This is a genomic window from Pigmentiphaga sp. YJ18, from assembly GCF_038066655.1.
Classification (GTDB): domain Bacteria; phylum Pseudomonadota; class Gammaproteobacteria; order Burkholderiales; family Burkholderiaceae_B; genus Pigmentiphaga.
Map to the genome: position 1 here is coordinate 770,939 of NZ_JBBUKU010000002.1, position 25,756 is coordinate 796,694.

Annotated in this window: 23 protein-coding genes and 1 tRNA gene; 10 read left to right on the forward strand and 14 right to left on the reverse strand. The window is 65.6% G+C overall.

Annotated elements, in window-relative coordinates; genetic code table 11:
• Window positions 1-37 precede the first annotated feature (37 nt).
• Together WKR98_RS17425 and WKR98_RS17430 are read right to left on the reverse strand one after the other, a co-directional pair.
• Window positions 38-361 (reverse strand): hypothetical protein, encoded by a 324-nt coding sequence (locus tag WKR98_RS17425; RefSeq protein ID WP_124689447.1) that lies wholly within the window; start codon window positions 359-361, stop codon window positions 38-40.
• Between the two features lie 273 nt (window positions 362-634).
• Window positions 635-1,279 (reverse strand): TetR/AcrR family transcriptional regulator, encoded by a 645-nt coding sequence (locus tag WKR98_RS17430; RefSeq protein ID WP_238160390.1) that lies wholly within the window; start codon window positions 1,277-1,279, stop codon window positions 635-637.
• Window positions 1,280-1,459: 180 nt separating this feature from the next.
• Between WKR98_RS17430 and WKR98_RS17435 the strand changes: the two genes are divergently transcribed.
• The 7 genes from WKR98_RS17435 (at window position 1,460) to WKR98_RS17465 (ending at window position 7,561) form a co-directional block, all read left to right on the forward strand.
• On the forward strand, window positions 1,460-2,500 hold the full coding sequence (locus WKR98_RS17435) for an aromatic ring-hydroxylating dioxygenase subunit alpha (protein ID WP_341434200.1): 1,041 nt from the start codon (window positions 1,460-1,462) through the stop codon (window positions 2,498-2,500).
• Window positions 2,501-2,584: 84 nt separating this feature from the next.
• Entirely contained in the window at window positions 2,585-3,754 is a 1,170-nt protein-coding gene (locus WKR98_RS17440; protein ID WP_341434201.1) for an ABC transporter substrate-binding protein, read from the forward strand.
• Between the two features lie 177 nt (window positions 3,755-3,931).
• Window positions 3,932-4,924: a YVTN family beta-propeller repeat protein gene (locus WKR98_RS17445; RefSeq protein WP_370282990.1), complete on the forward strand. Its 993-nt coding sequence runs from the start codon at window positions 3,932-3,934 to the stop codon at window positions 4,922-4,924.
• Complete coding sequence (locus WKR98_RS17450; protein WP_124689443.1) at window positions 4,908-5,714, forward strand: polysaccharide deacetylase family protein; 807 nt, start codon at window positions 4,908-4,910, stop codon at window positions 5,712-5,714. The genes WKR98_RS17445 and WKR98_RS17450 overlap by 17 nt, the downstream gene beginning before the upstream one ends.
• Window positions 5,701-6,669, forward strand: coding sequence for a sterol desaturase family protein (locus tag WKR98_RS17455; protein ID WP_124689442.1), 969 nt, complete (start codon window positions 5,701-5,703; stop codon window positions 6,667-6,669). The genes WKR98_RS17450 and WKR98_RS17455 overlap by 14 nt, the downstream gene beginning before the upstream one ends.
• 45 nt (window positions 6,670-6,714) lie before the next feature.
• On the forward strand, window positions 6,715-7,230 hold the full coding sequence (fabA, locus tag WKR98_RS17460) for a 3-hydroxyacyl-[acyl-carrier-protein] dehydratase FabA (protein ID WP_087840236.1): 516 nt from the start codon (window positions 6,715-6,717) through the stop codon (window positions 7,228-7,230).
• A 13-nt stretch (window positions 7,231-7,243) separates the two neighbouring features.
• Window positions 7,244-7,561, forward strand: coding sequence for an NIPSNAP family protein (locus tag WKR98_RS17465; RefSeq protein WP_124689441.1), 318 nt, complete (start codon window positions 7,244-7,246; stop codon window positions 7,559-7,561).
• 277 nt (window positions 7,562-7,838) lie between these two features.
• Here the strand turns inward: WKR98_RS17465 and WKR98_RS17470 are convergent, their stop codons facing one another.
• The 3 genes from WKR98_RS17470 to WKR98_RS17480 are packed head-to-tail and all read right to left on the reverse strand — an operon-like array spanning window position 7,839 to window position 12,564.
• A complete protein-coding gene (locus WKR98_RS17470; RefSeq protein WP_341434202.1) occupies window positions 7,839-9,374 on the reverse strand; it encodes a SpoVR family protein in 1,536 nt (511 codons plus the stop codon).
• Complete coding sequence (locus tag WKR98_RS17475; protein ID WP_124689439.1) at window positions 9,371-10,630, reverse strand: YeaH/YhbH family protein; 1,260 nt, start codon at window positions 10,628-10,630, stop codon at window positions 9,371-9,373. The genes WKR98_RS17470 and WKR98_RS17475 overlap by 4 nt, the downstream gene beginning before the upstream one ends.
• An 11-nt stretch (window positions 10,631-10,641) precedes the next feature.
• A complete protein-coding gene (locus tag WKR98_RS17480; protein WP_192901828.1) occupies window positions 10,642-12,564 on the reverse strand; it encodes a PrkA family serine protein kinase in 1,923 nt (640 codons plus the stop codon).
• 428 nt (window positions 12,565-12,992) lie between these two features.
• On the opposite strand from WKR98_RS17480, the gene WKR98_RS17485 reads away from it, so the two are divergent.
• Window positions 12,993-13,069: transfer RNA gene (locus WKR98_RS17485), tRNA-Pro, on the forward strand.
• 186 nt (window positions 13,070-13,255) lie between these two features.
• Here the strand turns inward: WKR98_RS17485 and WKR98_RS17490 are convergent.
• Complete coding sequence (locus WKR98_RS17490) at window positions 13,256-13,732, reverse strand: Lrp/AsnC family transcriptional regulator (protein ID WP_124692334.1); 477 nt, start codon at window positions 13,730-13,732, stop codon at window positions 13,256-13,258.
• Between the two features lie 126 nt (window positions 13,733-13,858).
• Here WKR98_RS17490 and mdeB point away from each other — a divergent pair, with 126 nt between their 5' ends.
• Together mdeB and WKR98_RS17500 are read left to right on the forward strand one after the other, a co-directional pair.
• On the forward strand, window positions 13,859-16,555 hold the full coding sequence (mdeB, locus tag WKR98_RS17495; RefSeq protein WP_341434203.1) for an alpha-ketoglutarate dehydrogenase: 2,697 nt from the start codon (window positions 13,859-13,861) through the stop codon (window positions 16,553-16,555).
• Window positions 16,556-16,659: 104 nt separating this feature from the next.
• A complete protein-coding gene (locus WKR98_RS17500; RefSeq protein ID WP_341434204.1) occupies window positions 16,660-17,778 on the forward strand; it encodes a helix-turn-helix transcriptional regulator in 1,119 nt (372 codons plus the stop codon).
• Between the two features lie 6 nt (window positions 17,779-17,784).
• Here WKR98_RS17500 and WKR98_RS17505 read toward each other — a convergent pair whose 3' ends face one another.
• The 8 genes from WKR98_RS17505 to thrS form a co-directional block, all read right to left on the reverse strand.
• A complete protein-coding gene (locus WKR98_RS17505) occupies window positions 17,785-18,186 on the reverse strand; it encodes a MerR family transcriptional regulator (RefSeq protein ID WP_124689435.1) in 402 nt (133 codons plus the stop codon).
• 8 nt (window positions 18,187-18,194) lie between these two features.
• A complete protein-coding gene (locus WKR98_RS17510) occupies window positions 18,195-18,593 on the reverse strand; it encodes an integration host factor subunit alpha (protein WP_305037043.1) in 399 nt (132 codons plus the stop codon).
• Window positions 18,594-18,614: 21 nt separating this feature from the next.
• Window positions 18,615-21,026, reverse strand: a complete 2,412-nt coding sequence (gene pheT / locus WKR98_RS17515; protein ID WP_341434206.1) for a phenylalanine--tRNA ligase subunit beta — start codon at window positions 21,024-21,026, stop codon at window positions 18,615-18,617.
• 47 nt (window positions 21,027-21,073) lie between these two features.
• A complete protein-coding gene (gene pheS, locus WKR98_RS17520) occupies window positions 21,074-22,093 on the reverse strand; it encodes a phenylalanine--tRNA ligase subunit alpha (protein ID WP_124689433.1) in 1,020 nt (339 codons plus the stop codon).
• 154 nt (window positions 22,094-22,247) lie between these two features.
• Window positions 22,248-22,607, reverse strand: coding sequence for a 50S ribosomal protein L20 (rplT, locus tag WKR98_RS17525; RefSeq protein ID WP_087779861.1), 360 nt, complete (start codon window positions 22,605-22,607; stop codon window positions 22,248-22,250).
• A gap of 29 nt (window positions 22,608-22,636) precedes the next feature.
• Window positions 22,637-22,834 (reverse strand): 50S ribosomal protein L35, encoded by a 198-nt coding sequence (gene rpmI, locus WKR98_RS17530; RefSeq protein ID WP_087840245.1) that lies wholly within the window; start codon window positions 22,832-22,834, stop codon window positions 22,637-22,639.
• Window positions 22,835-23,085: 251 nt separating this feature from the next.
• A complete protein-coding gene (gene infC / locus WKR98_RS17535; protein WP_124689432.1) occupies window positions 23,086-23,637 on the reverse strand; it encodes a translation initiation factor IF-3 in 552 nt (183 codons plus the stop codon).
• Window positions 23,638-23,736: 99 nt separating this feature from the next.
• A complete protein-coding gene (gene thrS / locus WKR98_RS17540) occupies window positions 23,737-25,686 on the reverse strand; it encodes a threonine--tRNA ligase (RefSeq protein WP_341434207.1) in 1,950 nt (649 codons plus the stop codon).
• Window positions 25,687-25,756: the final 70 nt, after the last annotated feature.

Here is a 25,756-nt window from a genome sequence, read left to right on the forward strand (position 1 = left end):
GCGCCGTCCGCAGGATAGCGCGGCGTTGCCGACGCTTTTATTGCAGCTGCTCGTAATGCACGCGCTGGATGTCGGGATGGCGCCCCAGGCCCAGCGCCACCGAGTTCAGGGCGCCGCGCAGGTGCGGCGCGCACTGCAGCGTGACGGACATCCGGTGGATGTCGCCGCCGGGCTCGGCGCTGGCCACGCGCATCTGCGAGATGCGCAGGTCCCGGGCCGACAACTCGGCGTGCAGGTGCTGGCGCAACCGGTCCAGCCGCGGGCTGGCGCTGAACACCGTCAGGCGATAGGACTGGAGCGGCTTGCGGGGGGCGCGCGCGGCCTTGCCGCCCCATGCGCTCAGGATATGGGCGAAACGCATGTTGACCTCCTGGCAGACAGGAAGACGGACCATGCCGCCCGGCATACGCGGGGAGAACTGCCTTCAGGCAGAAAAAATGGGGGAGTCCCGGTGAAGGGACGACCGCACCCTGGCTTGGCAGGACGCGGCAGACAAATCTGCGGACCTGCTAAGCGGCGTTTGCCGAAACGGCTGAACTACTGCCGTCGTTATCCACGACTTGCCTCAAGAAAGATTGGAATCTTTCGATTTTAGCCCAGGCTGGCCCTAGGGACAACCCTAGGCCCCCAAAGCTCAAGCCGCGCCGGCCCTGGGAAGCTGCTGGTAGACCATGCGCACCCAGTCCTGGATGTAGCGCTCGTAGTGCGCCGCGTCGTGCTGCCAGAGGTTGTTCAGGGCCATGCCGCGCACCAGGTTCAAGGACAGGTTCAGCGCCAGTTGCGCCTGCTCGCCAGAAAAACCCGCCTTCTCGAACACCTCCAGCCACAGGGTGTTGGTCGAGGACCGGTAGCGCTCCATGACGGGCAGGATCTTGCTCATCAGGTCCGGATCGGTGCGGGCCACCATGATGACCTCGATCGCGGCGATGAAGGGCCAGTCGAAGTAGACGCTCCAGCAGTCCTTGATGAAGCCCTCGATGGGCCGCTCGATCGCCTCGGGCGTATGCGCCTCGCGCTGGCCGCGGCGGATGGATTCCTCGTAGATCTCGGCCGTCGCGCCCACCACCAGTTCTGCCTTGGTCGCGTAGTGGTGCATCAAGGCGCCGTTGGACATGCCGGCGCAGCGCGCCACTTCCTTGGTGGTCAGGCCGTTGTAGCCCGAACGCATCAGCACCTCTATCGTCGCCGCCAGCAGGCGCTCGCGCGCGTCGCGGCTGCGGTTGGCCTGCGTGCGCCGCGGGCGGGCGCGCGCCGGCCCGGTCTCGGGCGGGGGGGACATCGTCTCTGGGCGGGTAGGTGGCATCGCTCCCGGGTTTCCTCAATACGGCCAAGGCCGCATCTTAGCCTTCCCTGCCGGGCAAGCGACGGCCTTAGGGTTTTCCGTAACTTACAAACCGAACACTCTGTTTGTATAAATCGTCCCAGACAGCCATTCAAGACAACGAAAAAGGAGATCCCCATGTCCTTCGTGAAGAACGCCTGGTACGTCGCCTGTTGGAGCGACGAGGTCAAGGTCGGTGAACTGTTCACCCGCACCCTGCTGGACGAGCGGGTCGTGTTCTACCGCCGCGCGGACGGCACGCCGGTGGCGCTGCGCGACCGCTGCCCCCACCGCTTCATCCCGCTCAGCATGGGCAAGCTCAGGGACGACGTGGTCGAATGCGGCTACCACGGCCTGCAATTCGACAGCAGCGGCGCCTGCGTCAGGAATCCGCACGGCGATGGCAGGATCCCCGCCGCGGCCCGCGTACAGGCCTACACGGCGCACGACCGCCACGGCATGCTGTGGATCTGGATGGGGGACGCCGCCGCCGATCCCGCGCTGATCCCCGACTACGGCATGCTGGACGAAGGCTCGGGCTATCGCACCAGCCGCGGCCAGTTGCACATCAACGCCAACTACGAACTGATGGGCGAGAACCTGCTCGACCTGAGCCACATCAGCTTCCTGCACGAAGGGCTGCTGGGCAGCCCCGAGCAGGTCCATGCCAAGCAGGAAGTCGTGCAGGACGGCGACCGCCTGCAGTGCAATCGCTGGATGCCCAACGTCTCGGTGCCCGGCGTGTTCGACATGCTGTTCCGCCGCGACGGCCGGCCGGTGGACATGTGGACCAACATGCGCTGGGACCCGCCCGGCTGCTTCCTGCTGGACACCGGCGTCCAGGCGCCGGGGGAATCGCGCGAACGCGGCGCCTGGTACTACGGCATCCACATCCTGACGCCCGAGACCGCCCGCACCACCCACTATCACTTCGCCGCCGCGCGCCCGCCCGGCCCCGAACTGGATCCCGAGACCAACGCCCGGCTGGCGGAAATGCGCCGCATCGCGTTCGAGGACCAGGACAAGCCCATCATCGACGCGCAGCAGGAAGCCCTGGGCGACAACGATTTCTGGGACATGAAGCCCGTGCTGCTGAACGTGGACCTCGGGCCGGTGCGCATGCGCCATACGCTCGAACGCCTGCGCAAGTCCGAAGCCGCGGCCGACCAGGCGCGCTGAGCCGTTTTCCGGCCGGCCGCGGCAACGTATCGCGGCCGCCGTCCCGGCAGGCCCGCCCTGCCCCACTTCCAGGAGACAGACATCATGCACCACCGCTTGCGCAGCGTGGCGGCCGCGGCCGCCCTGATCACCGCCTGTGGCGCCGCCCTCGCCCAGGCGCCGATCAAGATCGGCTTCATGGGAGAACTGACCGGCCCGCAGGCCGCCGTGGGCCAGGACCAGCTCGACGGCTTCATGCTGCTGGTCGAACGCAACGGCGGCAAGCTGGGCGGCCATCCGGTCGAGATCCTGCGCGAGGACACCCAGCTCAAGCCCGACGTGGCCAACCAGGCCGCGCGGCGCCTGGTGGAACGCGAGAAGGTGTCCATCGTCACCGGCATCTCGTTCTCGAACATCATGCTGGCCGTGCACAAATACCTGACCGACCGCGAAGTCTTCGTGATCGGGTCGAACGCGGGTCCTTCGCAGATCGCCGGGCCGCGGTGCTCGCCCTATCAGTTCATCACGTCCTGGCAAGGCGACCAGGCGTCCGAGGCGGTCGGCCAGTACGCCGCCGACAAGGGCTACAAGCGCGTCGTCGTCCTGGCTCCCAACTACCAGGCCGGCAAGGACACGGTGGCCGGCTTCAAGCGCTACTACAAGGCCCCGCTGGCCGACGAGGTCTACACCTCGTTGCAGCAACTCGACTTCTCGACCGAACTGGCGCAGGCCGCCGCCCGCCAGCCTGATGCGGTGTTCGCGTTCTTCCCCGGCGGCCTGGGCGTCAGCTTCGCCAAGCAATACGCCCAGTCGGGCCTGCAGAAGACGCCGCTGCTGTCGACCTTCACCATCGACGCCATCTCGCTGCCGGTGCTGGGCGAGTCGGCGCAAGGCATGATCAGCGGCGGCTTCTGGGCGCCCGATTTCGACAATGCCTCGAGCCGCCGTTTCGTCCAGGCCTTCGAGCAGCGCTACAAGCGCATCCCCTCGAACTACGCGGCCCAGAGCTATGACGCGGCGCTGCTGCTGGATGCCGCCATCGCCAGGGTCCAGGGACGCGTGGCCGACAAGCCGGCCTTCATGGCGGCCTTGAAGCAGGCGGACTTCCGCTCGGTGCGGGGCGAGTTCCGCTTCAACAACAATCACTTCCCGCTGCAGGACATGCACGTGCTGCAGGCGGTCAAGGACGAACAGGGACGCATGACCCTCAAGACCCTGGCCACGCCCTTCCACAAGCAGCCCGACGCCTATCACCGGCAGTGCCCGCTATCCTGACCGCCGACAGCCCGCGCGCCGGGCTGTCGCGGCAAACCAACATTCACCCAAAAACGACAGCAACGGCAAGCCCGGCCGCCTAGACTATGCGAACTCTGGCGGCCGTCCCCCGGCCGCGGGCTGCCCGCGGGCCCGCATCGGCGTCCGGCGGCGTTGTAGACCCTGCGGGATCCGACCTTGAAATCTCAGCTTTTTGCCCGCCTGGCCGGCGCTCTCGGCCTGTGCGCGGTGTTTGCCGCCTCGGCGGCGCCACCCCCCGTCATCGTCCTGAATTCGCTGGACGCCTCGGTCAGCATCCTCGACCCTTCGACCTACGCGGAACTGCGACGCGTTCCCACCGGCAAGGAACCTCATCACCTGTACCTGACGCCGGATGAAAAATCGCTGCTGGTGGCCAATGCCGGCAGCGATTCGCTTACTTTCTTCGACCCCGCCACGGGCGACGTCCAGCGCACGCTGACCGGCATCGTCGATCCCTATCAGCTGCGTTTCTCGCCCGACATGAAGTGGTTCGTGACCGCGGCGAACCGGCTGGACCACATCGACATCTACCAGTGGAACGGCCAGGCCGGCTCGGCCGACCCCAAGCTGGTCAAGCGCATCTCCGCCGGCCGCACGCCCAGCCACCTGACGATAGACAGCAAGAGCCGCCGCCTGTACGTGTCGCTGCAGGACAGCGACCAGTTGATCGCCATCGACCTGGCGACGCAGACGCCGCTATGGACCATCCCGGTGGGCAAGACGCCCGCCGACGTCTACATCACCCACGACGACCGCTACCTGCTGGTCGCCCTGACCGGCGACAGCTACGTCGAGGTCTATGACCTGACGGCCTCGCCCGCCCAGCTCGTCAAGCGCATCCCCACGGCCGCCGGCGCCCATGCCTTCAGGGCCCAGGGCGACGGGCGGCATCTGTTCGTCAGCAACCGCGTGGCCAACACCATCAGCCGCATCGACCTGCAAACCCTGGCGGTGGTCGACGCCTATCCCGCTCCCGGCGGCCCGGACTGCATGGAAGTGCTGGCCGACGGCAAGACCCTGCTGGTCACCTCGCGCTGGGCCAAGAAGCTCACCGTCATCGACACGGCCACCCGCAAGGTCGTGCACCAGACCAAGGTGGGCCGCTCGCCCCACGGCGTCTGGACCCTGTCCCATGCCCCGCGCCAGTAGCCTGGCACGCGCGGGCGCGGCCGCCCTGCTGCTGGCCACGGCCGGCGCACAGGCGGCGGAGTGCACCCGCCCGGTCTACCTCACCTTCGACACCGGCCACATGGGCGTTGCCCCGCTGGTGGCCGAGGTGCTGGACCGCCAGCAGGTCAAGGCAAGCTTCTTCCTGGCCAACGAAAAGACCCGCGACGGCGGCACCAGCCTGGACGACCATTGGGCGCCCTGGTGGAAGGCCATGGCCGCGCGCGGACACGTCTTCGGTTCGCACACCTACGACCATGTGTACTGGCTGGCCGACCGGCCGGATGGCGCTTTCCGCGCCAAGCCCGCCTTCGGCCCGCAGGCCGGACGGGTCCAGGCCATGAGCGCCGAGGCCTATTGCGCCGAGCTGGACCGCAGCGCCGCGCGGTTCAAGGAAATGACCGGGCAGACCATGCTGCCGCTGTTCCGCGCGCCCGGCGGCAAGACCTCGCCCGCGCTGCTCCAGGCGGCCGAGAACCGCTGCGGCTACCGGCACGTGGGCTGGGCCGATGCCGGCTTCCTGGGCGACGAACTACCCAGCGACAAATACCCCAACGCCGCGCTGCTGGCGCGCGCCTTGCGCAACATCCGTCCGGGCGATATCTTGATGGCGCACCTGGGCATCTGGTCCCGTCAGGACCCCTGGGCGCCGGCCGTGCTGGAACCGCTCATCACCGGGCTCAAGCAAAAGGGTTATTGCTTCGCCACGCTGGCCGACCATCCGCAATACCGGGCCTGGCTGGCCACGCATCACGTCCATGGAAATCCTTAGCGATCTTTTTTCCGGCATGCAGCAGTGGCTGTTCGAGACCCTCGTCCAGCCCCTGCTGTTCCACCTGGGTCTCGGCAGCATCCTCGAGGACGCCTACGACGGCACCATGTGGCTGCTGCTCGGCGTGCTGCAACTGATCATCATGCTGGCCGTGTTCGGCCCCCTGCAACGCTGGCGCCCGGTCGAGAAGATCGTGGACCGGACCTCGGTGCGGCTGGACGTCCTCTACACCGCCATCCATTCGCTGGGCCTGTTCCGGCTGGTGCTGTTCTTCACCACCCAGCCGCTGGCCGATCATCTGTTCGGGCAGTTGCATGTGCTGGGGTTCTCGCCCTTCCATCTCGACGAGATCTGGCCCGGGGTGACCGACCGTGCCTGGGTCAGCCTGATCCTGTACCTGCTGATCTTCGATTTCGTCGACTACGCCTTCCACCGCGCCGAGCATCGCTACCAGTGGCTGTGGGCGCTGCACGCGGTCCATCACAGCCAGCGCCAGATGACGATGTGGTCCGACAACCGCAACCACCTGCTCAGCGATCTGCTGCGCGACGCGGTGGTCGTGCTGGTCTCGCACCTGGTGGGCGTGCCGCCGGGACAGTTCGTGATGGTCGTGATCATCACCCGGCTGGTGGAAAGCCTCTCGCACGCCAACCTGCGGACGGGCTTCGGCCGCATCGGCCAATACCTGGTGGTAGGGCCGAAATTCCACCGGCACCACCACGCGATCGAACCGCCGTCCGTGCCTGGCCGGCCCGAAGCCAACTATAACTTCGGCGTCCTGTTCCCGATCTGGGACATCCTGCTGCGCACCGCGCGCTTCGATGGCAACTACGGACCGACCGGCATCAGCGACCAGCTTCCCGAGCGGGGGGGCCGCGACTACGGCCGGGGCTTCCTGGCCCAGCAATGGCTGGGGCTCAAGCGGCTGCTGGGCGCCGCGCCCGGGCGAAGCTGACCGCGAGGCGACGATATAATCCCGGTTTCCAACGAGGACTTCCTAATGCTTGAACAGAACGCCTTCTCCCGTGAAGACCTGCTGCGCTGCGCGCGCGGCGAATTGTTCGGGAAAGGCAATGCGCAGTTGCCGGCCCCCAACATGCTGATGATGGACCGCATCACGCACATCTCGGACCAGGGCGGCAAGTACGGCAAGGGCCAGGTGATCGCCGAGCTGGACATCCACCCCGACCTGTGGTTCTTCGCTTGCCACTTCGAGGGCGATCCGGTCATGCCGGGCTGCCTGGGCCTGGACGCCATGTGGCAGCTGGTGGGTTTCTTCCTGGGCTGGCAGGGCAACCCCGGCCGGGGCCGCGCGCTGGGATCGGGCGAGGTCAAGTTCGTCGGGCAGGTGCTGCCCACGGCCAAGAAGGTCACCTACACCATCGACATCAAGCGCACCATCAACCGCACGCTGGTACTGGGCATCGCCGATGGCACCATGAGCGTCGACGGCCGCGAGATCTACACCGCCGAAGGCCTGCGCGTGGGCCTGTTCACTTCCACCGATTCGTTCTGACCGCGGGGGCTCCATGCTGTACGACGTTCGCACCTACACGTGCCGGCCCGGCACGATCAAGAAACAGCTCGAGCTGTACCAGGAACTGGGTTTCGAGGCGCAGCGCAAGCACCTGGGCGACCCGGTGCTGTACCTGCAGACCGAGACCGGCAACGTCAACAGCTTCACCCATATCTGGGCCTACCAGGACGCCGCCGACCGCATGGCGCGCCGCGCCGCGCTGCAAAAGGATCCGGACTGGCAGGTCTACCTGAAGAAAAGCGTGGAGATGGGCAACCTGGTCTCGCAAGAAAACCACCTGATGGTACCCACCCCCTTCTTCAAACCGTAGGGGTAGAGGTAGAGCCCCCCTACGCCCTTCGGGCGCCCCCCAGGGGGCGGCACTGGCGGACCGGCAAAGCCGGATCCGCTGTGCCCTGGGTCTGGAACGACCGCGAATACAAGAACGGCCTTGCATCAGATGCGAGGCCGTTCTCGTTTGCGCTGACAAGAGGCAAGAACGCCAGTTCCTCTCCAGCCCGTTGGTACCCCAGGATGCGGTGGATCCGGCTCCGCCGGTCCACCCGCATCGCCCCCGGGGGGGCGCCCGAAGGGCGTAGGGGGGGGCTCTACCCCGACCGCTCGCGGAAGGTTTTTACGCTGCCTTCCGCGTCGACCTCTTCCAGGCGGACCTTGAATCCCCATAGCCGGGCCAGGTGCTTCATCACCTGGTCGGCATCCTCGGCCTGCAAGGGCCTTCCCCGCATCGTCACGTGTCGCAGGACCAGGGACCGGTCGGAATCCCGGTTGTAGCGCACGACCTGGATGTCCGGCACCTGCATGTCGCGGTTGTGCTGGTCCGCCAGCAGCCGGCGCACGCGCCGGTAGCCGTCGTCGTCGTGGATGGCCTCGACTTCCAGCTTGGGATTGGACTCGTGGTCGGCGATCGCGAAGAAGCGGAACTCGCGGATCAGGCGCGGCGACAGGAACTGCGCGATGAAGGACTCGTCCTTGAAGTTGCGCATCGCGAAGTCCAGCGTCTTCAGCCAATCGCTGCCGACGATGTCGGGGAACCACTTCCTGTCCTCGGGCGTGGGGTTCTCGCAGATGCGGCGGATGTCCTGCATCATCGCGAAGCCCAGCGCATACGGATTGATGCCGCCATAGCCGCGCTGGTCGAAGCCCCGCTGGGCCACCACGTTGGTGTGGCTTTGCAGGAACTCGATCATGAAGCCGTCGTTGACCAGCCCCTTCTCGTGCATGCGGTTCAGCAGCGTGTAGTGCCAGAAGGTCGCCCATCCTTCGTTCATGACCTTGGTCTGGGTCTGCGGATAGAAGTACTGGGACAGCTTGCGGACGATCCGCACCAGTTCCTTCTGCCATGGCTCCAGCGAAGGCGAATATTTCTCGATGAAATACAGGATGTTCTCTTCCGGCTCCGGCGGGAACACCGAAGGCTTGCCCTCGCGCTCGACATGGTCGCGCGTGGGCACCGTGCGCCACAGATCGTTGTATTGCTGGCGCGCGTACTCCTCGCGTTCGGCCTGGCGCTGCATTTCCTCGCGATAGGAAATCGGATGCGGGCGGCGGTAGCGGTCCACGCCATGGGCCATCAGCGCGTGGCAGGAGTCCAGCGTGGCCTCGACCGGGCCGATGCCGTACTTTTCCTCGCAGTCCATGACGTACTTGCGGGCGAACACCAGGTAGTCCAGCACGCCGTCGGCCTCGGTCCACTGCTTGAACAGGTAGTTGCCCTTGAAGAAGGAATTGTGGCCGTAGCAGGCGTGCGCGATCACCAGCGCCTGCATGGCCATGGAGTTCTCTTCCATCAGGTAGGCGATGCAAGGGTTCGAGTTGATGACGATCTCGTAGGCCAGCCCCTGCACGCCGCGCCGGTAGGCCTGCTCGTTGCGGATGAACTCCTTGCCGTAGGACCAGTGCGGATAGCCGATCGGCAGCCCGACCGAGGCATACGCGTCCAGCATCTGCTCGGACGTGATGACCTCGATCTGGCTGGGATAGGTGTCCAGCCCGAACTCCCGGGCCACCTGGCCGATGGCTTCGTCATAGCGCTGGATCAGTTCGAAGGTCCATTCCGAGGTCGTCGAGATGGGCTGGACCGCCCGGGCGGGCGGCGCTTCGCGCGGCGGATAGACGGCGCTCATGCGGTCTCCTTCCTGAACAGGTCGTGCAGCACGCCGAATATCTCGCGGCGCTCGCGTATGCGCCGCATCGCGAAGTGCGGCGCCGTCTCGCGCTCGTATTCGGCCCACAGGCTGCTCTTGCGCATCTCGTCCACGTCCGGAATCTCGATGTAGGCGTAGTAGCGCGTGAGCGGCAGCAGGTGTTCGGACAGGAAGCGCGCGCTCTTGGCCGCGTCCGCGCCGAAGGAATCGCCGTCTGTGGCCTGCGCCGCGTAGACGTTCCAGGTGGCGGGCGAATAGCGCTCGGTCACGATCTCGTGCATGAGCTCGAGGGCCGACAGCACCACCGTGCCCCCGCTCTTGGGATCGTGGAAGAAGGTCTGCTCGTCCACTTCCTCGGCGTTGTCCGTGTGGCGCACGAACACCAGGTCCACGCGCTCGTACTTGCGCGACAGGAACAGGTACAGCAGCGTGAAGAAGCGCTTGGCCAGATCCTTCTTGTTCTCGTCCATGGACCCCGAGACGTCCATCAGGCAGAACATCACGGCGCGCGCCACCGGCGAAGGCTCGACCACGCGGTGCCGGTAGCGCAGGTCCAGCGAATCGAGGAAAGGCACCCGCGCCAGCCTGGACCGGTGCGCCTCGACCTCGGCGCGCAGGGCATCGAGTTCGTCTTCCGGGGCACCCGCCTCTTCCGACTCCTCCAGCTTCTGCTGCGCCTCCTGCAGGCCCAGCCGCGAACCGCCGCTGAGCGCGATGCGCCGCGACAGCGAGGTCTTGAGCGTGCGTCCCACGCTCAGCGTGCTGGGCGATCCCGTGGTGGTATAGCCCGCGCGCCGCCACTTCTGCTGGTTGATCTCGCCCAACTGAGTACGGACCAGGTGGGGCAGCTCCATGTCCTCGAAGAAGAGGTTCAGGAACTCGTCCCGGGACAGGCTGAACGTGAACGGATCCACCGAGTCGCCCTCGCCCGGCTCGGAGGGGTCGCCGTCATCGCCCCCCCGGGGCCGGTCGATCTTGTCGCCCTTGGCGAACTCCCGGTTGCCGGGATGGACGATCTCGCGATCCCCGCCCCTGCCGTAGCGGAAGCTGGGTTCGGAGATGTCCTTGGCCGGGAGGTTGATTTCGCCGCCCTGGTCCATCTCTTCGATGGACCGTTCCTGGACCAGCTCGCGAACCGCCTTGCGTATCTGGTCCTTGTACCGCCTGATGAAGCGCTCCCGGTTGACAGCGCTCTTGTTACGGCCGTTGAGCCGCCGATCGATGAGTGAATTCATATTCACCTAGCTCACGAAGACTTCCTCACCCGCAAATACCACTCGCACAGCAAGCGGACTTGCTTTTCGGTATAGCCTTTCTCGACCATCCGTTCGACAAAGCTCTCGTGCTTGCGCTTGTCCTCGACCGAGGCCTTGGCATTGAACGAAATGACCGGGAGCAGATCCTCGGTGTTGGAGAACATCTTCTTCTCGATCACCTCGCGCAGCTTCTCGTAGCTGGTCCACGCGGGATTGCGGCCGCTGTTGTTGGCGCGCGCGCGCAGCACGAAGTTCACGATCTCGTTGCGGAAGTCCTTGGGATTCGCGATGCCCGCCGGCTTCTCGATCTTCTCGAGCTCGGCGTTCAGCGCCGAGCGGTCGAAGCTCTCGCCCGTTTCGGGGTCGCGGAATTCCTCGTCCTGGATCCAGCAGTCGGCGAACGTGACGTAGCGGTCGAAGATGTTCTGCCCGTACTCCGAATACGACTCCAGGTACGCGGTCTGGATTTCCTTGCCGATGAACTCCGCGTAGCGCGGCCCCAGGTAGCCCTTGATGTGCTCCAGGTAGCGCCGGCGGATCTCGTCGGGGTAGTCCTCGCGGCCGATGCGCTGCTCCAGCACGTACATCAGGTGCACCGGATTGGCGGCGATCTCGGTCTGGTCGTAGTTGAAGACGCTGGACAGGATCTTGTAGGCGAAGCGCGTCGAGACACCCGTCATGCCCTCGTCGGTGCCGGCGTAGTCCTTGTATTCCTGCAGGACCTTGGCCTTGGGGTCGACATCCTTCAGGCTCTCGCCGTCATACACCCGCAGCTTCGAATAGATGCTGGAATTCTCGGGTTCCTTCAAGCGCGTCAGCACCGAGAACTGGGCCATCATGTCGAGCGTGCCCGGCGCGCATGGCGAGTCGGCCAGCGAGCTGTTCTGCAGCAGCTTGCGATAGATCTTGACCTCTTCCGACACCTGCAGGCAGTACGGCACCTTGACGATGTAGATACGGTCCAGGAACGCCTCGTTGTGCTTGTTGTTGCGGAAGGTCTGCCATTCGGACTCGTTGGAATGCGCAAGGATGATCCCGTTGAACGGGATGGCCGAAAACCCTTCGGTACCCTTGAAATTGCCTTCCTGGGTCGCCGTCAGCAAGGGATGCAGCATCTTGATGGGCGCCTTGAACATTTCAACGAATTCGAGCATGCCCTGGTTGGCCAGGCACAGTCCTCCCGAATAGCTGTAGGCATCGGGATCGTCTTGCGAGTAGCGGTCCAGCTTGCGGATATCGACCTTGCCGACCAGCGAGGAGATGTCCTGGTTGTTCTCGTCGCCCGGTTCGGTCTTGGCGATGGCGAGTTGCCGCAGCACCGAAGGCTGGAGCCGGACCACGCGGAACTGCGAGATGTCGCCGTCGAATTCCCGCAGCCGCTTGATGGCCCATGGCGACATGATGCCCGTCAGGTAGCGGCGTGGAATGCCGTATTCCTTCTCGAGCTGCTCGCCGAAGCGGTCGGGGTGGAACAGGCCCAGCGGCGACTCATTGACGGGTGAACCTTTCAGCGCATAGATGGGGTGGGCTTCCATCAAGGCCTTCAGGCGCTCCGCGATCGACGACTTGCCGCCGCCCACGGGTCCCAGCAGATAGAGGATTTGCTTGCGTTCTTCCAGCCCCTGCGCCGCGTGCTTGAAGAACGCCACGATCTGATCGATCACGTCCTCCATGCCGAAGAATTCCTTGAAGGCCGGATAGCGGCGGATCAGGCGATTGGAAAACAGGCGCGACAACCGGGGATCGTTGCGCGTATCGACCAGCTCGGGTTCGCCGATCGCGGCAAGCATGCGCTCGGCCGCGCTGGCGTAGGTCATGGGATCCCGGCGGGCGAGGTCCAGGTACTCCTCGAGAGAAAGTTCGGTTTCCTGCGTCTTGGCGTATTGAGACTTGAACCCTTCGACGATGTTCAGCACGGACAACCTCCAACAGCGAGTGAATGAGAACTGCCTACACGACTCTGTTGTTGTTAGTGCCGGTCGAGCCGGCTTCCGGTTCTTTCCTGCCGGATGAACTTCCTGCCATGCCCGGGGCCGATCGAAACCAGCAACTCCCGATCCTGCCTCGACATGTTCGATCTGATTCGGAACGCTCCTTGGACGACCTCCTTGCAAACATCATACGGCGCATCTGCACGGACGATTCGCTTTCTGTTGCGCACGCACGATATTTTTTTGGCGTCTCTCCTAGGGGTATACACTCCTAAGGCTGTCAACCGATGCGCAGAGTTCCGCAAACTGCACACCACGTTTCATCCCTTTCGATCGTCGCAACCCCATGCAAAATAAAACGGAGCGCCTCTTTCCCACACCCCCGAAAATTTGCTATACTTTTTTTCTTTCGGGGCGTAGCGCAGCCTGGTAGCGCACTTGCATGGGGTGCAAGGGGTCGCGAGTTCGAATCCCGCCGCCCCGACCATATACAAGTTCTTGACCTGTATTTGTCGGAACCGAAGAAAAAAAAGCCCGGTGGCCACAAGCCGCCGGGCTTTTTGTTTTTCCGGAACCGCCTCGCCACCGCGTCGGTGACAATTGTCACCACAACCCACAAACGTAATCCCCGGTATTTCTCGTTACCGGCGGCGTCAACCGTCATGGGGTCGCGTTAGCGCACGCCCGCCGACCTCAACGGCAGCGCGGTCTTGTAGCGCACCTGCTTGAGCGCGAAACTGGAGCGGATCTTCTCGACCTGGGCGATGGGCGACAGTTGTTCCAGGATGAAGCTCTCCAGCGCCTGGATGTCCGGCACGGCCACCCGCAGCAGGTAGTCGGCATCCCCCGTCATCAGGTAGCACTCCATGACTTCCTCGCGGGCGCAGATGGCGTCCTCGAACACCTGCAGCGCCTTGCGGTTCTGCTGCTTCAGGCTGATCGAGATGAAGACGTTCAGGTGCAGGCCCAGCTGTTGCGGGTCGAGCAAGGCGACGTACTGGCGGATCAGGCCGGCCGCCTCCAGGGCCTTGACCCGCGTCAGGCACGGCGATGGCGACAAGTGCACCCGGCGGGCCAGCTCCACGTTGGAGATGCTGGCATCGGCCTGGAGTTCGGCCAGGATGCGCCGGTCGATTTCATCGAGATCGATCATGCTTTATTTCTCTTCATTGAAAGAATTTTCTACCGCTGAATTGCTGTTTTCAAAGAATTTTCGGAGAAAAATGCCGAGCACTCAAGCGTAGAATTTTCCATCACAAGACGAGGAGAAACACGCATGTACGACGAATCCCGGCATCTGGCGCGGCAGGATGGCCTGCCGGCCGACCCCGATCCCATCGAAACCGCCGAATGGCGGGACGCCCTGCTGTCGATGCTGGAGACCAGCGGGCCGGAACGCGTGCGGCAGATCCTGGACATGCTGGCCGAGGCCGCCGGCGATTCGGCCGTCGGCTGGCGCCCGTCGCGCAATACCCCCTACGTCAACACCATCGCCGTCGAGGCACAGCCCCCCTTCCCCGGCGATCTGGCCATCGAGGAACGGCTGGCCGCGCTGATGCGGTGGAACGCGCTGGCCATGGTCGTCCGCGCCAACCTCGCGCATGGCGAGCTGGGCGGCCACATCGCCAGCTACGCCAGCGCCGCCGATCTGTTCGAGGTCGGCTTCAACCACTTCTTCCGCGGCGGCCCCGCCGGCCAGGCGGACCTGGTGTTCTGCCAGCCCCATTCCGCGCCCGGCGTCTACGCCCGGGCCTTCCTGGAAGGCCGGCTCGAGCAAGCCGACCTGGCGCACTACCGGCAGGAGATCACCGCACGGGCGCGGGGTGCGCGCGGCCTGTCCAGCTACCCCCACCCCTGGCTCATGCCCGATTTCTGGCAATTCCCCACCGGCTCGATGGGCATCGGCCCCATCAACGCCATCTATCAGGCGCGCTTCATGCGCTACCTGGCCCATCGCGGCCTGCTCGACACCACGGGCCGGAAAGTCTGGGGCATCTTCGGCGATGGCGAGATGGACGAGCCCGAGAGCATGTCGGCGCTGACACTCGCGGCCCGCGAGGGACTCGACAATCTCGTCTGGGTCGTGAACTGCAACCTCCAGCGGCTCGACGGTCCGGTGCGCGGCAACGGCCGCATCGTCGACGAGCTTGAATCCCTGTTCGCGGGCGCCGGCTGGAACGTGATCAAGCTGCTGTGGGGCTCGGACTGGGACGGCCTGTTCGCGCGTGACACCGGCGGCGCCCTGCGGCGCGCCTTCTCCCAGACCGTGGACGGCCAATTGCAGACCTTCGCGGCCAAGGACGGCCGCTTCAACCGCGACCACTTCTTCGGGCAAGACCCGCAACTGGCCCGGCTGGCGCAGGGCCTGACGGACGACGAGATCGACCGGCTCCGGCGCGGCGGCCACGACCTGGTGAAGATCCATGCCGCCTATCACGCGGCCGCCCGCAGCACCGGGCGCCCCACCGTCATCCTGGCCCAGACCAAGAAAGGCTACGGCATGGGCGAAGCCGGTCAGGGCAAGATGACCACCCACCAGCAGAAGAAGCTGGATCGCGACGCGCTCATCGCTTTCCGCGACCGCTTCTCGCTGCCGCTGAGCGACGAGCAGGCCGAATCCCTGGACTTCCTGCACCCCGGCGCGGACAGCGCCGAGATCCGCTATCTGCATGCCCGGCGCGGCGAACTCGGCGGCCCCGTGCCCGCCCGCTCGCCGCAGGCCGAACCCGTCCCGGTCCCGCCGCTGGAGCGCTACGCCGGCTTCGCGCTCCAGGCCGACGGCAAGGAAATGTCGACCACCATGGCCTTCGTGCGCCTGTTGTCCAGCCTGCTCAAGGACAGCCGGCTCGGCCCGCGCATCGTGCCCATCGTCGCCGACGAGGCGCGCACCTTCGGCATGGCGGCGCTGTTCAGGCAGATCGGCATCTATTCCAGCGTGGGACAGCGCTACGAGCCCGAGGACATCGGCTCGGTGCTGAGCTATCGCGAGGCGCTGGACGGCCAGATCCTGGAAGAAGGCATCAGCGAGGCCGGGGCGATCAGCTCCTGGACCGCGGCCGCCACCAGCTACGCCGTGCACGGCACCGCGATGCTGCCGTTCTACATCTACTACTCGATGTTCGGTTTCCAGCGCGTCGGCGACCTGATCTGGGCGGCCGCCGACCAGCGCGCCCGGGGCTTCCTGCTGGGCGCCACGGCCGGCCGCACCACGCTGGGCGGCGAAGGCCTGCAACACCAGGACGGCGCCAGCCTGGTCACCGCGGCAGGCGTCCCCAACTGCCGCGCCTACGATCCCGCGTTCGCCTCGGAAGTCGCCGTCATCGTCGACCACGGCATGCGCGCCATGCTCGAGGAACAGGCAGACGTCTTCTACTACCTGACCCTGGTCAACGAGAACGTACCTCAGCCCAGCCTGCCGCCCGAGGCCCACGAGGGCGTGATCAAGGGACTCTACCGGCACGGCGCGTACGGCCGGGGCGAACCCGCCGTGCGCCTCGTGGGGTCGGGCGCCATCCTGCGCGAAGCCATCGCCGCTGGCGAACTGCTGGCCGCCGACTGGGGCATTGCCAGCGAGGCCTGGAGCGCCACCAGCTACGCGGAACTGGCCCGCGACGCACGCGAGGTCGAACGCTGGAACCGCCTGCATCCGGAGCAGCCCGCGCGGCGCAGCCACGTCGAGCAGTGCCTGGCGGGCGGCGCGCCCGTGGTCGCCGCGAGCGACTACGTCCGCGCCTGGCCGTCGCTGATCGCGCCCCATTGCCCCGCGCGGATGACGGTACTGGGAACGGACGGTTTCGGCCGCAGCGACACCCGCAGCGCCCTGCGCCAGTTCTTCGAGGTCGACCGCTTCCACATCGTCCTGGCCGCGCTGCATGCGCTGGCCGATGCCGGCGCATGCCCGCGCGAGCTGTGCGCGCAAGCTCTCGCCCGCTATCCGATACGGACGGATCCTCGTCCGTCCTGGGAGGCCTGACGCGCGGAAGATACACTGCCCCGGGCCGGGCCCCGCCATCGTTTGCTCCGCCGCTGACCGCCGTAATATCCTTTCCGGAAATCGAGCGGTCGGCTAAAACGAGAATGGAAAAACTGGCCCTTAGCATTGCCCACGACCTGTACGGCGGCGTCCTTGGGCAGGAGGGATGGCATGCGGCGCTCAAACGCATCCGGGACCTGACCGGAGCCGAATCGGCCTGCACGGTCATCCTGGACCGGCGCACGCCGGCCGCCGCAGTCGGCGAGCACAGCGGCGGCGACGAACGGGCGTTCAACGACTACAGCAACCACTACAGCCGCCACGACCCCGCGGAAAACGTGCGCCATCGGCTGCAGCTGGGCCACTGGTACATCGACTGGCAATGGTTCGGCCGCCACGCTCTCGACCGTGATCCGTTCTATCAGGAATTCATGCGGTCCTATGGACTGGGCTCCGTCCATGCGCTCCCCATCCTGAAGAACGGGGTGGCCGAATGCTGTCTTTCACTCCAATTTCCCCTGTCGCGGCCCGACACCGACGCGCCGTCCAGGTCCCCGCTTCTGCGCCTGCTCGCGCCGCACCTGCAACAGGCCGCGGCATTGCGCCATGAATTCCTGAACTTGCAGCAGCGGGCCGAACTGGCGCAGCAACTGCTCGACGATTTCAGCTTCCCGCTGCTGGTCACCGACGCACGGGGCCGCGTGCACGTTGCCAACCGGGCCGGCGCGAGCTGGCTTTCCCTGCCCGGCAATCCCTTCGGCGCCTCGGGCCTGAAGTCATCGCGAACGGGGGCGCGTTCCCGGCTTGCCGAAGCCCTCGTGACGGCCTGCACCCGGCAGGCCCGGCTGGCCACCGGCGCCCATGTCGAATTCGGTACGCCCACGGTCCGCTACGCGGTGGTGGTCACGCCCCTGCCGGAACCGATGTCGTTTCCGCTGTCCAGATGCGAGCCCCTGGCCCTGGTGAAAGTCCATACCCACCAGGCCGCCCCCATCAGCGCGCATCGCCTGCTGCATGCGCTGTTCGGCATTCCGCCCGCGGAATACCGGTTGTTGCTGTTGTTGATGCAGGGACGGCAGGTCAAGGAATGCGCCCAGCAACTGGGCGTCTCGCAGGAGACAGTCAGGACGCAGCTCAGGTCGCTGTTCCGCCGCACCCAGACCGCGCGCCAAAGCCAGCTCGTCGACCTGGTGCGCAAGCTGACCTACGGCCACATGGATTGAACCGCCCTATCGCGCCAGGCTGGTCTCGCGGGCGGACTGCAGCAGGCCGACGATGTCGGCCAGTTCGGTCCGGATGGCCTGCAGTTCGGGCTCTTCGATGGAGACCAGGGCCACCTGGGGCGTATCGTCCACGTGTCCACGGGACTCGTCCAGCCGGTTGCGGGCACCGCTGATGGTGAAGCCCTGCTCGTACAGCAGTTCGCGGATGCGGCGGATCAGCAGCACTTCGTGGTGCTGGTAGTAGCGGCGGTTGCCCCGTCGCTTGATCGGCTTGAGCTGGGTAAATTCCTGTTCCCAGTAGCGCAGCACGTGCGGCTTGACGCCGCAAAGCTCGCTGACCTCGCCTATCGTGAAATAGCGCTTGGCGGGAATGGGCGGAAGAACGACGGGTGGCTCGATGCGCGCCATAGGACCTCTCAGGACGGATTCTGTTCGCGCAGCGCGACCTGCTCGACCATGCTCTTGAGCTTCTGGCTCGCATGGAAAGTGACGACGCGGCGGGCGGCGATGGGGATTTCTTCGCCCGTCTTGGGATTGCGTCCCGGCCGCTGCGGCTTGTTGCGTACCTGGAAGTTGCCGAAACCCGATAGCTTGACCATGTCGCCGCGTTCGAGGGCGTCGCGGATTTCCTCGAAGAAGGTCTCGACCATGTCCTTGGCCTCGCGCTTGTTCAGGCCGACCCGCTCGAACAGCAGGTCGGCCAGTTCAGCCTTGGTCAGGGTACGCGCATCGAGCCCGCCTTGCGGCAGGTCGGCGTCGGAATCGGCGTCGAAGGCGTCCGGGGAAGCGTAGCTATCGGAAACGAGAGAATGCATAGACACGGATGGGAAGCGGTATCAAACCCTCAGCCGCGCACCGTGCTCGGATTCCAGCGCGGCGCGGATACGGGCCAGGCACGCCTCGACTCGGGCGTCGTCCAGGGTTACCGAAGTATCCTGTAGCCAGAACCGGAAGGCAAGGCTTTTTTCCTTTTCTAACAAGGACTTATCCCGCCAAACATCGAAAATCCGTGCATCCTGGACGACCGCCAGTTCGGGCTCCTTGGCCACCAGATGGCGCACCGTGTCCAGCATCTGCTGCGCCGTCACCGCCTCGGCCACCCACAGCGCCAGATCGCGGATCACCACCGGCTGGCGCGAGATCTCGCGCAGCGACGGCAGCGGACGGACGGCGATGCGGTCGGCGTCCAGCTCGAACACCACCGGGGCGTGCGGCAGTTCCGCGCGCTGCAGCCAGCGCGGATGCAGTTCGCCTATCCAGCCGACCGTCTCGCCGTCGATGACGATGCGCGCGCTGCGGCCGGGATGCAGGGCCGGATGCGCGTCGGGCACGAAGCGCGGCGCCTGGCTGGAACCGCCGGCCAGCAGGGCCTCCACGTCCGCCTTCACGTCGTAGAAATCGACCTGCCGGGTCTGCGTCCCCCACTGCTCTTCCACCGCCGGCCCGTGGGCCAGCCCCGCCAGGCGCATGGGCTGGTTGACGCCGGCCACCGCCAGCGGACCGTCGGCCACGGCCGCATCGCGCCAGAAAACCCGGCCCAGCTCGAACACCCGCACGCGGCTGGTCTTGCGGTTCACGTTGTACTGGGCGTTGGCCACCAGGCCGCCGATCAGGCTGCTGCGCATGACCGACAACTGGCTGGCGATGGGGTTGAGCAGGCGGATCGGATCCGCATTGCCCGCGTAGTCGCGTTCCCACTCGGCTTCCACGAAGCTGAAGTTGATCACCTCCTGGTAGTCCAGGTCGGCCATCGTGTGGCGCAGCGCATGGAAGGAGTGGCGCTCTTCCGGCATGGCGCTGACCGCGGCCCGCGCCAGCGGCGGCAGATCGGGAATGCGTTCGAAGCCGTGCACGCGCGCGACTTCCTCGATCAGGTCTTCCTCGATCTCGATGTCGAAGCGGAAGGACGGCGGCGTCACGACGAAGACGCCGGGCTCACGCACGAAGGGCAGGCCCAGGCGGGTGAAGATGTCGGCGATCTCGTCTTCCGGCACATCCACGCCCAGGACCTGGTGGCAGCGCGCCACGCGCAGGCGCACGGGCTTGCGCTCGGGCAGATTGACGACCTGGTCGTCCACCGGGCCCGCCTGGCCGCCGCATACCCGCACGATCAGGCTGGTCAGGTATTCCAGGTCGGCCGGAATGTTGGCGTAATCCACGCCGCGCTCGAAGCGGTGGCTGGCGTCGGTGCTGAAGTTGTAGCGGCGCGCGCGGCCGGCGATGCTGGCGGGCCACCAGAAGGCAGCCTCGAGATAGATGTCGCGGGTCTCGGTGGAGACCGAGGTGGTTTCGCCGCCCATGATCCCGGCCAGGCACTCGGGGCCGTTGTCGTCGGCGATCACGCCGACCTGCTCGTCCACCTCGACGGTCTGGCCGTTCAGCAGCAGGACCTGCTCGCCCGGCTGGCCCCACCGCACGTGCAGGCCGCCGCGCACCTTGGCCAGGTCGAACACGTGGCTGGGGCGGCCCAGTTCCAGCATGACGTAGTTGGAGATGTCGACCAGCGCGGAAATCGAACGCTGGCCGGCGCGTTCCAGGCGCCGCTTGATCCATTCCGGCGTGGGAACGGATGCATCCACGCCGCGCACGACCCGTCCCACGTAGCGGCCGCACAGGTCCGGCGCGTGCACGGTCACCGGCACGCGATCGTCGATGGCGACCGCCACCGGATCCAGCCGCGGCGCGGCCAGCGGCGCGCCGGTCAGGGCCGAGACCTCGCGCGCCACGCCCAGCACCGACAGGCAGTCCGCCTTGTTGGGGGTGAGCTTGAGCGTGAAGACCGTGTCGTCCAGTTGCAGCCATTCGCGCACGGGCACGCCGACCGTGGCGTCCGCGCCCAGGTCGAGCAGGCCGGCGTGGTCCTGCGACAGGCCCAGTTCGCGCGCCGAACACAGCATGCCGGCCGACTCGACGCCGCGCATCTTGGCCACGCCTATCTTGATGTCGCCGGGCAGCCGGGCGCCCACGGTGGCCAGCGGCACCTTCATGCCGACCGCCACGTTGGGCGCGCCGCACACGATCTGCAAGGGCTCGCCCTGCCCCGCGTCGACCTTGCACACGCGCAGCTTGTCGGCATTGGGATGCGGCTCGAGCGCCAGCACCTGAGCCACCACCACGCCGCTGAAGGCGGGCGCCACCGGTTCGGCTTCCTCGACCTCGAGGCCGGCCATGGTCAGTTGATGAGCCAGTTCGTCGGTCGAAATGGCGGGATTCGTCAGCGCCCGCAACCAGGATTCGGGAAATTGCATGTCTGTCAGTCCCCCCCTACGCCCTTCGCGCGTAGGGGGGGCCTCCATCAGTTGAATTGCTTGAGAAAACGCAGGTCGCCTTCGAAGAACTGGCGCAGGTCGTTGACGCCGTAGCGCAGCATCGTCAGGCGCTCCAGCCCGGAGCCGAAGGCGAAGCCGATGTAGCGTTCCGGATCCAGGCCGAAGTTGCGCACCACGGTGGGATGCACCTGGCCCGAACCGGAGATTTCCAGCCAACGGCCTTTGTTGGGGCCGGAGGTGAACATCATGTCGATCTCGGCCGAGGGCTCCGTGAAGGGGAAGAACGACGGGCGGAAACGCAGCACCAGGTCGTCGGTCTCGAAGAAGGCACGCAGGAAATCGGTGTAGACGCCCTTCAGGTCGGCGAACGAGATGTTCTCGTCTATCCACAGGCCCTCGACCTGGTGGAACATGGGCGAATGCGTGGCGTCGCTGTCGACGCGGTAGGTCCGCCCGGGGGCGATCACCTTGATGGGCGGCTGGTGGGCGCGCGCGTAGCGCACCTGCATCGGGCTGGTGTGCGTGCGCAGCAGCAGCGGCAGGCCCTTGTCGTCCTTCATGTCGACGTAGAACGTATCCTGCATCGACCGGGCCGGATGGTTCTCGGGGTTGTTCAGCGCCGTGAAGTTGGTCCAGTCGTTCTCGATTTCCGGGCCGTCGGCCACGTCGAAGCCGATGGAACGGAAAATCTGCTCGATCCGCTCCCAGGTACGGATGACCGGATGGATGCCGCCCCGGCTGCGGCCGCGGCCGGGCAGCGTGACGTCGATGGTTTCCTCCGCCAGGCGAGCGTTCAGCTTGGCATCGGCCAGGGCCTGGCGGCGCTCGTTCAGCAGCCCCTCGATCCGGCCCTTGGCCTCGTTGATGCGCGCGCCCTCGGTGCGCTTCTGCTCCGGCGTCAGGCTGGCCAACCCCTTGAGCAGCGCCGTCAAGGCGCCCTGCTTACCCAGGAACCGGGCCTTTTCGTTCTCCAGCGCGTTGGGGTCGGACGCGGCCGCGAAGGCCTCCCCGGCTTGGCGTATCAGATCGTCCAGATTCTGGGACATGGCGGATTCGTATCAGTAAGGAAAAAAATGGGTCGCCACAAACACGAACGGGGCTTCAAGAGAAGCCCCGTTCGGGTGTTGCACTCGTGGCTCGCGACGCGCGCCCGGACATGGCCGGCGATCCGGCCACGCCCCGCGGACGTCGCTAGCGAGCTCAGGCGGCCAGGGCGTTCTTGACTTGCTGCACGATGGCGGCAAAGCCGGCCTTGTCGCGCACAGCCAGGTCGGCCAGCACCTTGCGGTCCAGGTCGATCGCAGCCTTCTTCAGGCCGGCGATGAACACGCTGTACGACACGCCATGCTCGCGGACGGCGGCGTTGATACGCGTGATCCACAGCGCGCGGAAGGTGCGCTTCTTGGCGCGGCGGTCGCGATAGGCGTACTGGCCGGCGCGCATGACCGCTTGCTTGGCGACGCGGAAGACGTTGCCGCGGCGGCCACGGTATCCCTTGGCGGCGCTGATGACTTTCTTGTGACGGGCCCGGGCGGTTACCCCACGTTTGACTCTAGGCATTTGAAAACTCCAATATCAGCGGGTTGGGATCAGGCAAACGGCATCATTGCCCGCACGGATTTCACATCGGCCTCGTGGACCGCGGTGGAGCCGCGCAACTGACGCTTGTTCTTGGTGGTTTTCTTCGTGAGGATGTGGCGCTTGAACGCCTGGCCCCGCTTGATGGAACCGCTACCGCGGACCTTAAAGCGCTTGGCGGCGCTTTTCTTGGTCTTCATCTTAGGCATGACTGCTTCCTGTACGTTTACATGCTCACGGGTGCCGGCGATATCCTGCCGGACTTGACGACCCGCATTCACTTGTTTTACCTGCTCCGGATCCTGCGGCGCACCGCCGGCGCGGGTCGTACCCCGCCTGGCGGATTTGAAGGCGTCGCAAGGAAGCCGGATTGCCCGGTGCCAGGAATTTCGCACCGGGATTCGCCGGGATGCCCCCATAAAGGGTACGGTCATCCCGGAAAACCGAAGATTATACCGCGTTATTCGCCCGCTGCGCCCTTGCCGGGCGGCAGGGCCTTTTTCTTGGGCGCCAGCACCATCACCATCTGGCGGCCTTCCAGCTTGGGCATCGCCTCGACAGCGCTGATCTCGACCAGATCGTCGCGCACACGTTCCAGCACGCGCATGCCCAGTTCCTGGTGGGCCATCTCGCGGCCGCGGAAGCGCAGCGTGACCTTGGCCTTGTCGCCCTCTTCCAGGAACCGGCGCAGATTACGCAGCTTGACCTGGTAATCGCCTTCGTCGGTACCGGGACGGAACTTGACTTCCTTGACCTGGATGATCTTCTGCTTGAGCTTGGCTTCGTGCTGTCGCTTCTGCTCTTGGTACTTGAACTTGCCGTAGTCCATCAGGCGGCAGACCGGAGGCTGCGCGTTGGGGGCAATTTCTACCAGATCAACATCATTCTGTTCGGAAAGCCTAACTGCTTCGGCCAGCTTGACGATGCCAAGCTGTTCGCCGTCGACCCCAATCAGGCGCACCTCAAGTGCGGTAATTTCACCATTGATGCGATTCGGCTTGTCGGTAGCGATGTCTAAAACTCCTGAATTTGATTGAAACGGCCGCGTGCGGCGGGTTGCCCCGCCGCCAGCACGAGCCGTGCCCGGCCCCCGGAACGGCCAACCACGCGATCAGGACGGATTGGCAGGGGCTTCCGGGTTGCGGCGCTCGGCCACGTCGGCAGCGAGCCGCGACGAGAACACATCGATCGGGAGAACCCCCAGGTCGATGCCGCCGCGGGCGCGTACGGCCACCGATGCAGCTTGCCTTTCTTTTTCCCCCACCACGAGGATATAGGGAATTTTTTGCAAGCTGTGCTCCCTGATTTTATAGGTGATCTTTTCACCGCGCAAATCCGATTCCACTCTAAACCCTTGTTTTTTCAGGGTTTGCGCGACACTTTGGGCGTATTCGGCCGTGGATTCCGAAATATTGCAGACCACGGCCTGGACCGGCGCCAGCCAGGGCGGCATGGCGCCGCCGAAATTCTCGATCAGCATGCCGATGAACCGCTCCATCGAACCCAGGATGGCCCGGTGCAGCATGACGGGGGTCACGCGCTGGTCGTGCTGGTCCACGTATTCGGCCCCCAGGCGGCCGGGCATGGAGAAGTCCACCTGGATCGTGCCGCACTGCCAGTGGCGGCCGATGGCGTCCTTCAGCGTGTATTCGATCTTCGGGCCATAGAAGGCGCCGTCGCCCGGGCTGATCTCGTACTCGCAGCCGGAACGGCGCAGGCTTTCGATCAAGGCCTGCTCGGCCTTGTCCCAGACCTCGTCCGACCCGATCCGGCTTTCCGGCCGCGTGGCGATCTTGTACAGGATGTCGGTGAAGCCGAAGTCGCGGTAGACGCGCTGCAGCTGCGCCGTGAAGGCCACGCACTCGCCCAGGATCTGGTCCTCGGTACAGAAGATATGGCCGTCGTCCTGCGTGAAGCCGCGCACGCGCATCATCCCGTGCAGCGCGCCCGAGGGTTCGTTGCGGTGGCACTGGCCGAATTCGCCGTAGCGCAGCGGCAGGTCGCGGTAGGAATGCAGGTTGGCGCGGAAGATCTGCACGTGGCCCGGGCAGTTCATGGGCTTGAGCGCGTAATAGCGGTTCTCGGACTCCGTCGTGAACATGTTGTCGCGATAGTTGTCCCAGTGCCCCGTCTTTTCCCACAGCGAGCGGTCCAGGATCTGCGGCGCCTTGACCTCCTGGTAGCCGCTGTCGCGATAGACGCCGCGCACGTATTGCTCGACCTGCTGCCAGATCGTCCAGCCCTTGGGGTGCCAGAACACCAGGCCCGGCGCCTCGTCCTGGAAGTGGAACAGGTCCAGCTCGCGGCCCAGCTTGCGGTGGTCGCGTTTCTCGGCCTCTTCCAGCATCGTCAGATAGGCGTCCTGGTCTTCCTTCTTCGCCCAGGCCGTGCCGTAGATGCGCTGGAGCATCTCGTTCTTGCTGTCGCCGCGCCAATAGGCGCCGGCCACCTTCATCAGCTTGAACACCTTGAGCTTGCCGGTGGACGGCACGTGCGGGCCGCGGCACAGGTCGACGAAGTCGCCCTCGCGGTACAGCGAGATCGTCTGGTTGTCCGGGATCGAGGCGATGATCTCGGCCTTGTATTTCTCGCCTATCGAATTGAAGAAATCCACCGCGTCGTCGCGCTTCCATTCCTCGCGCGTGACGATCTCGTCCTTCTTGGCCAGCTCCAGCATCTTGTTCTCGATGGCGGCCAGGTCCTCGGGCGTGAACGGCCGCGAGTACGAGAAATCGTAGTAGAAGCCGTTGTCGATGACCGGACCGATCGTGACCTGGGCCTCGGGGAACAGCGACTTGACCGCATAGGCCAGCAGGTGCGCCGTCGAATGGCGGATCAGGTCCAGCCCGTCGGCGTCCTTGCCCGTGATGATGGCCAGCTGGACGTCGCGGTCTATCGTGTGGCTGGTGTCGACCAGGGTGGGTTCGCTGCCTTGGTAGGTGACCCGGCCGGCCAGGGCGGCCTTGGCCAGCCCGGCGCCGATGGACGCGGCGACGTCTGCCACCGTGACGGGGGCCGGGAACTCACGCTGGGAACCATCGGGCAGCGTTACCTTGATCATTGAAGCGACCTCGAAAGAGATGAAGAAAAACCCTTGGACGAACCTGAAACGAAAAAACGCGGCACCGGGC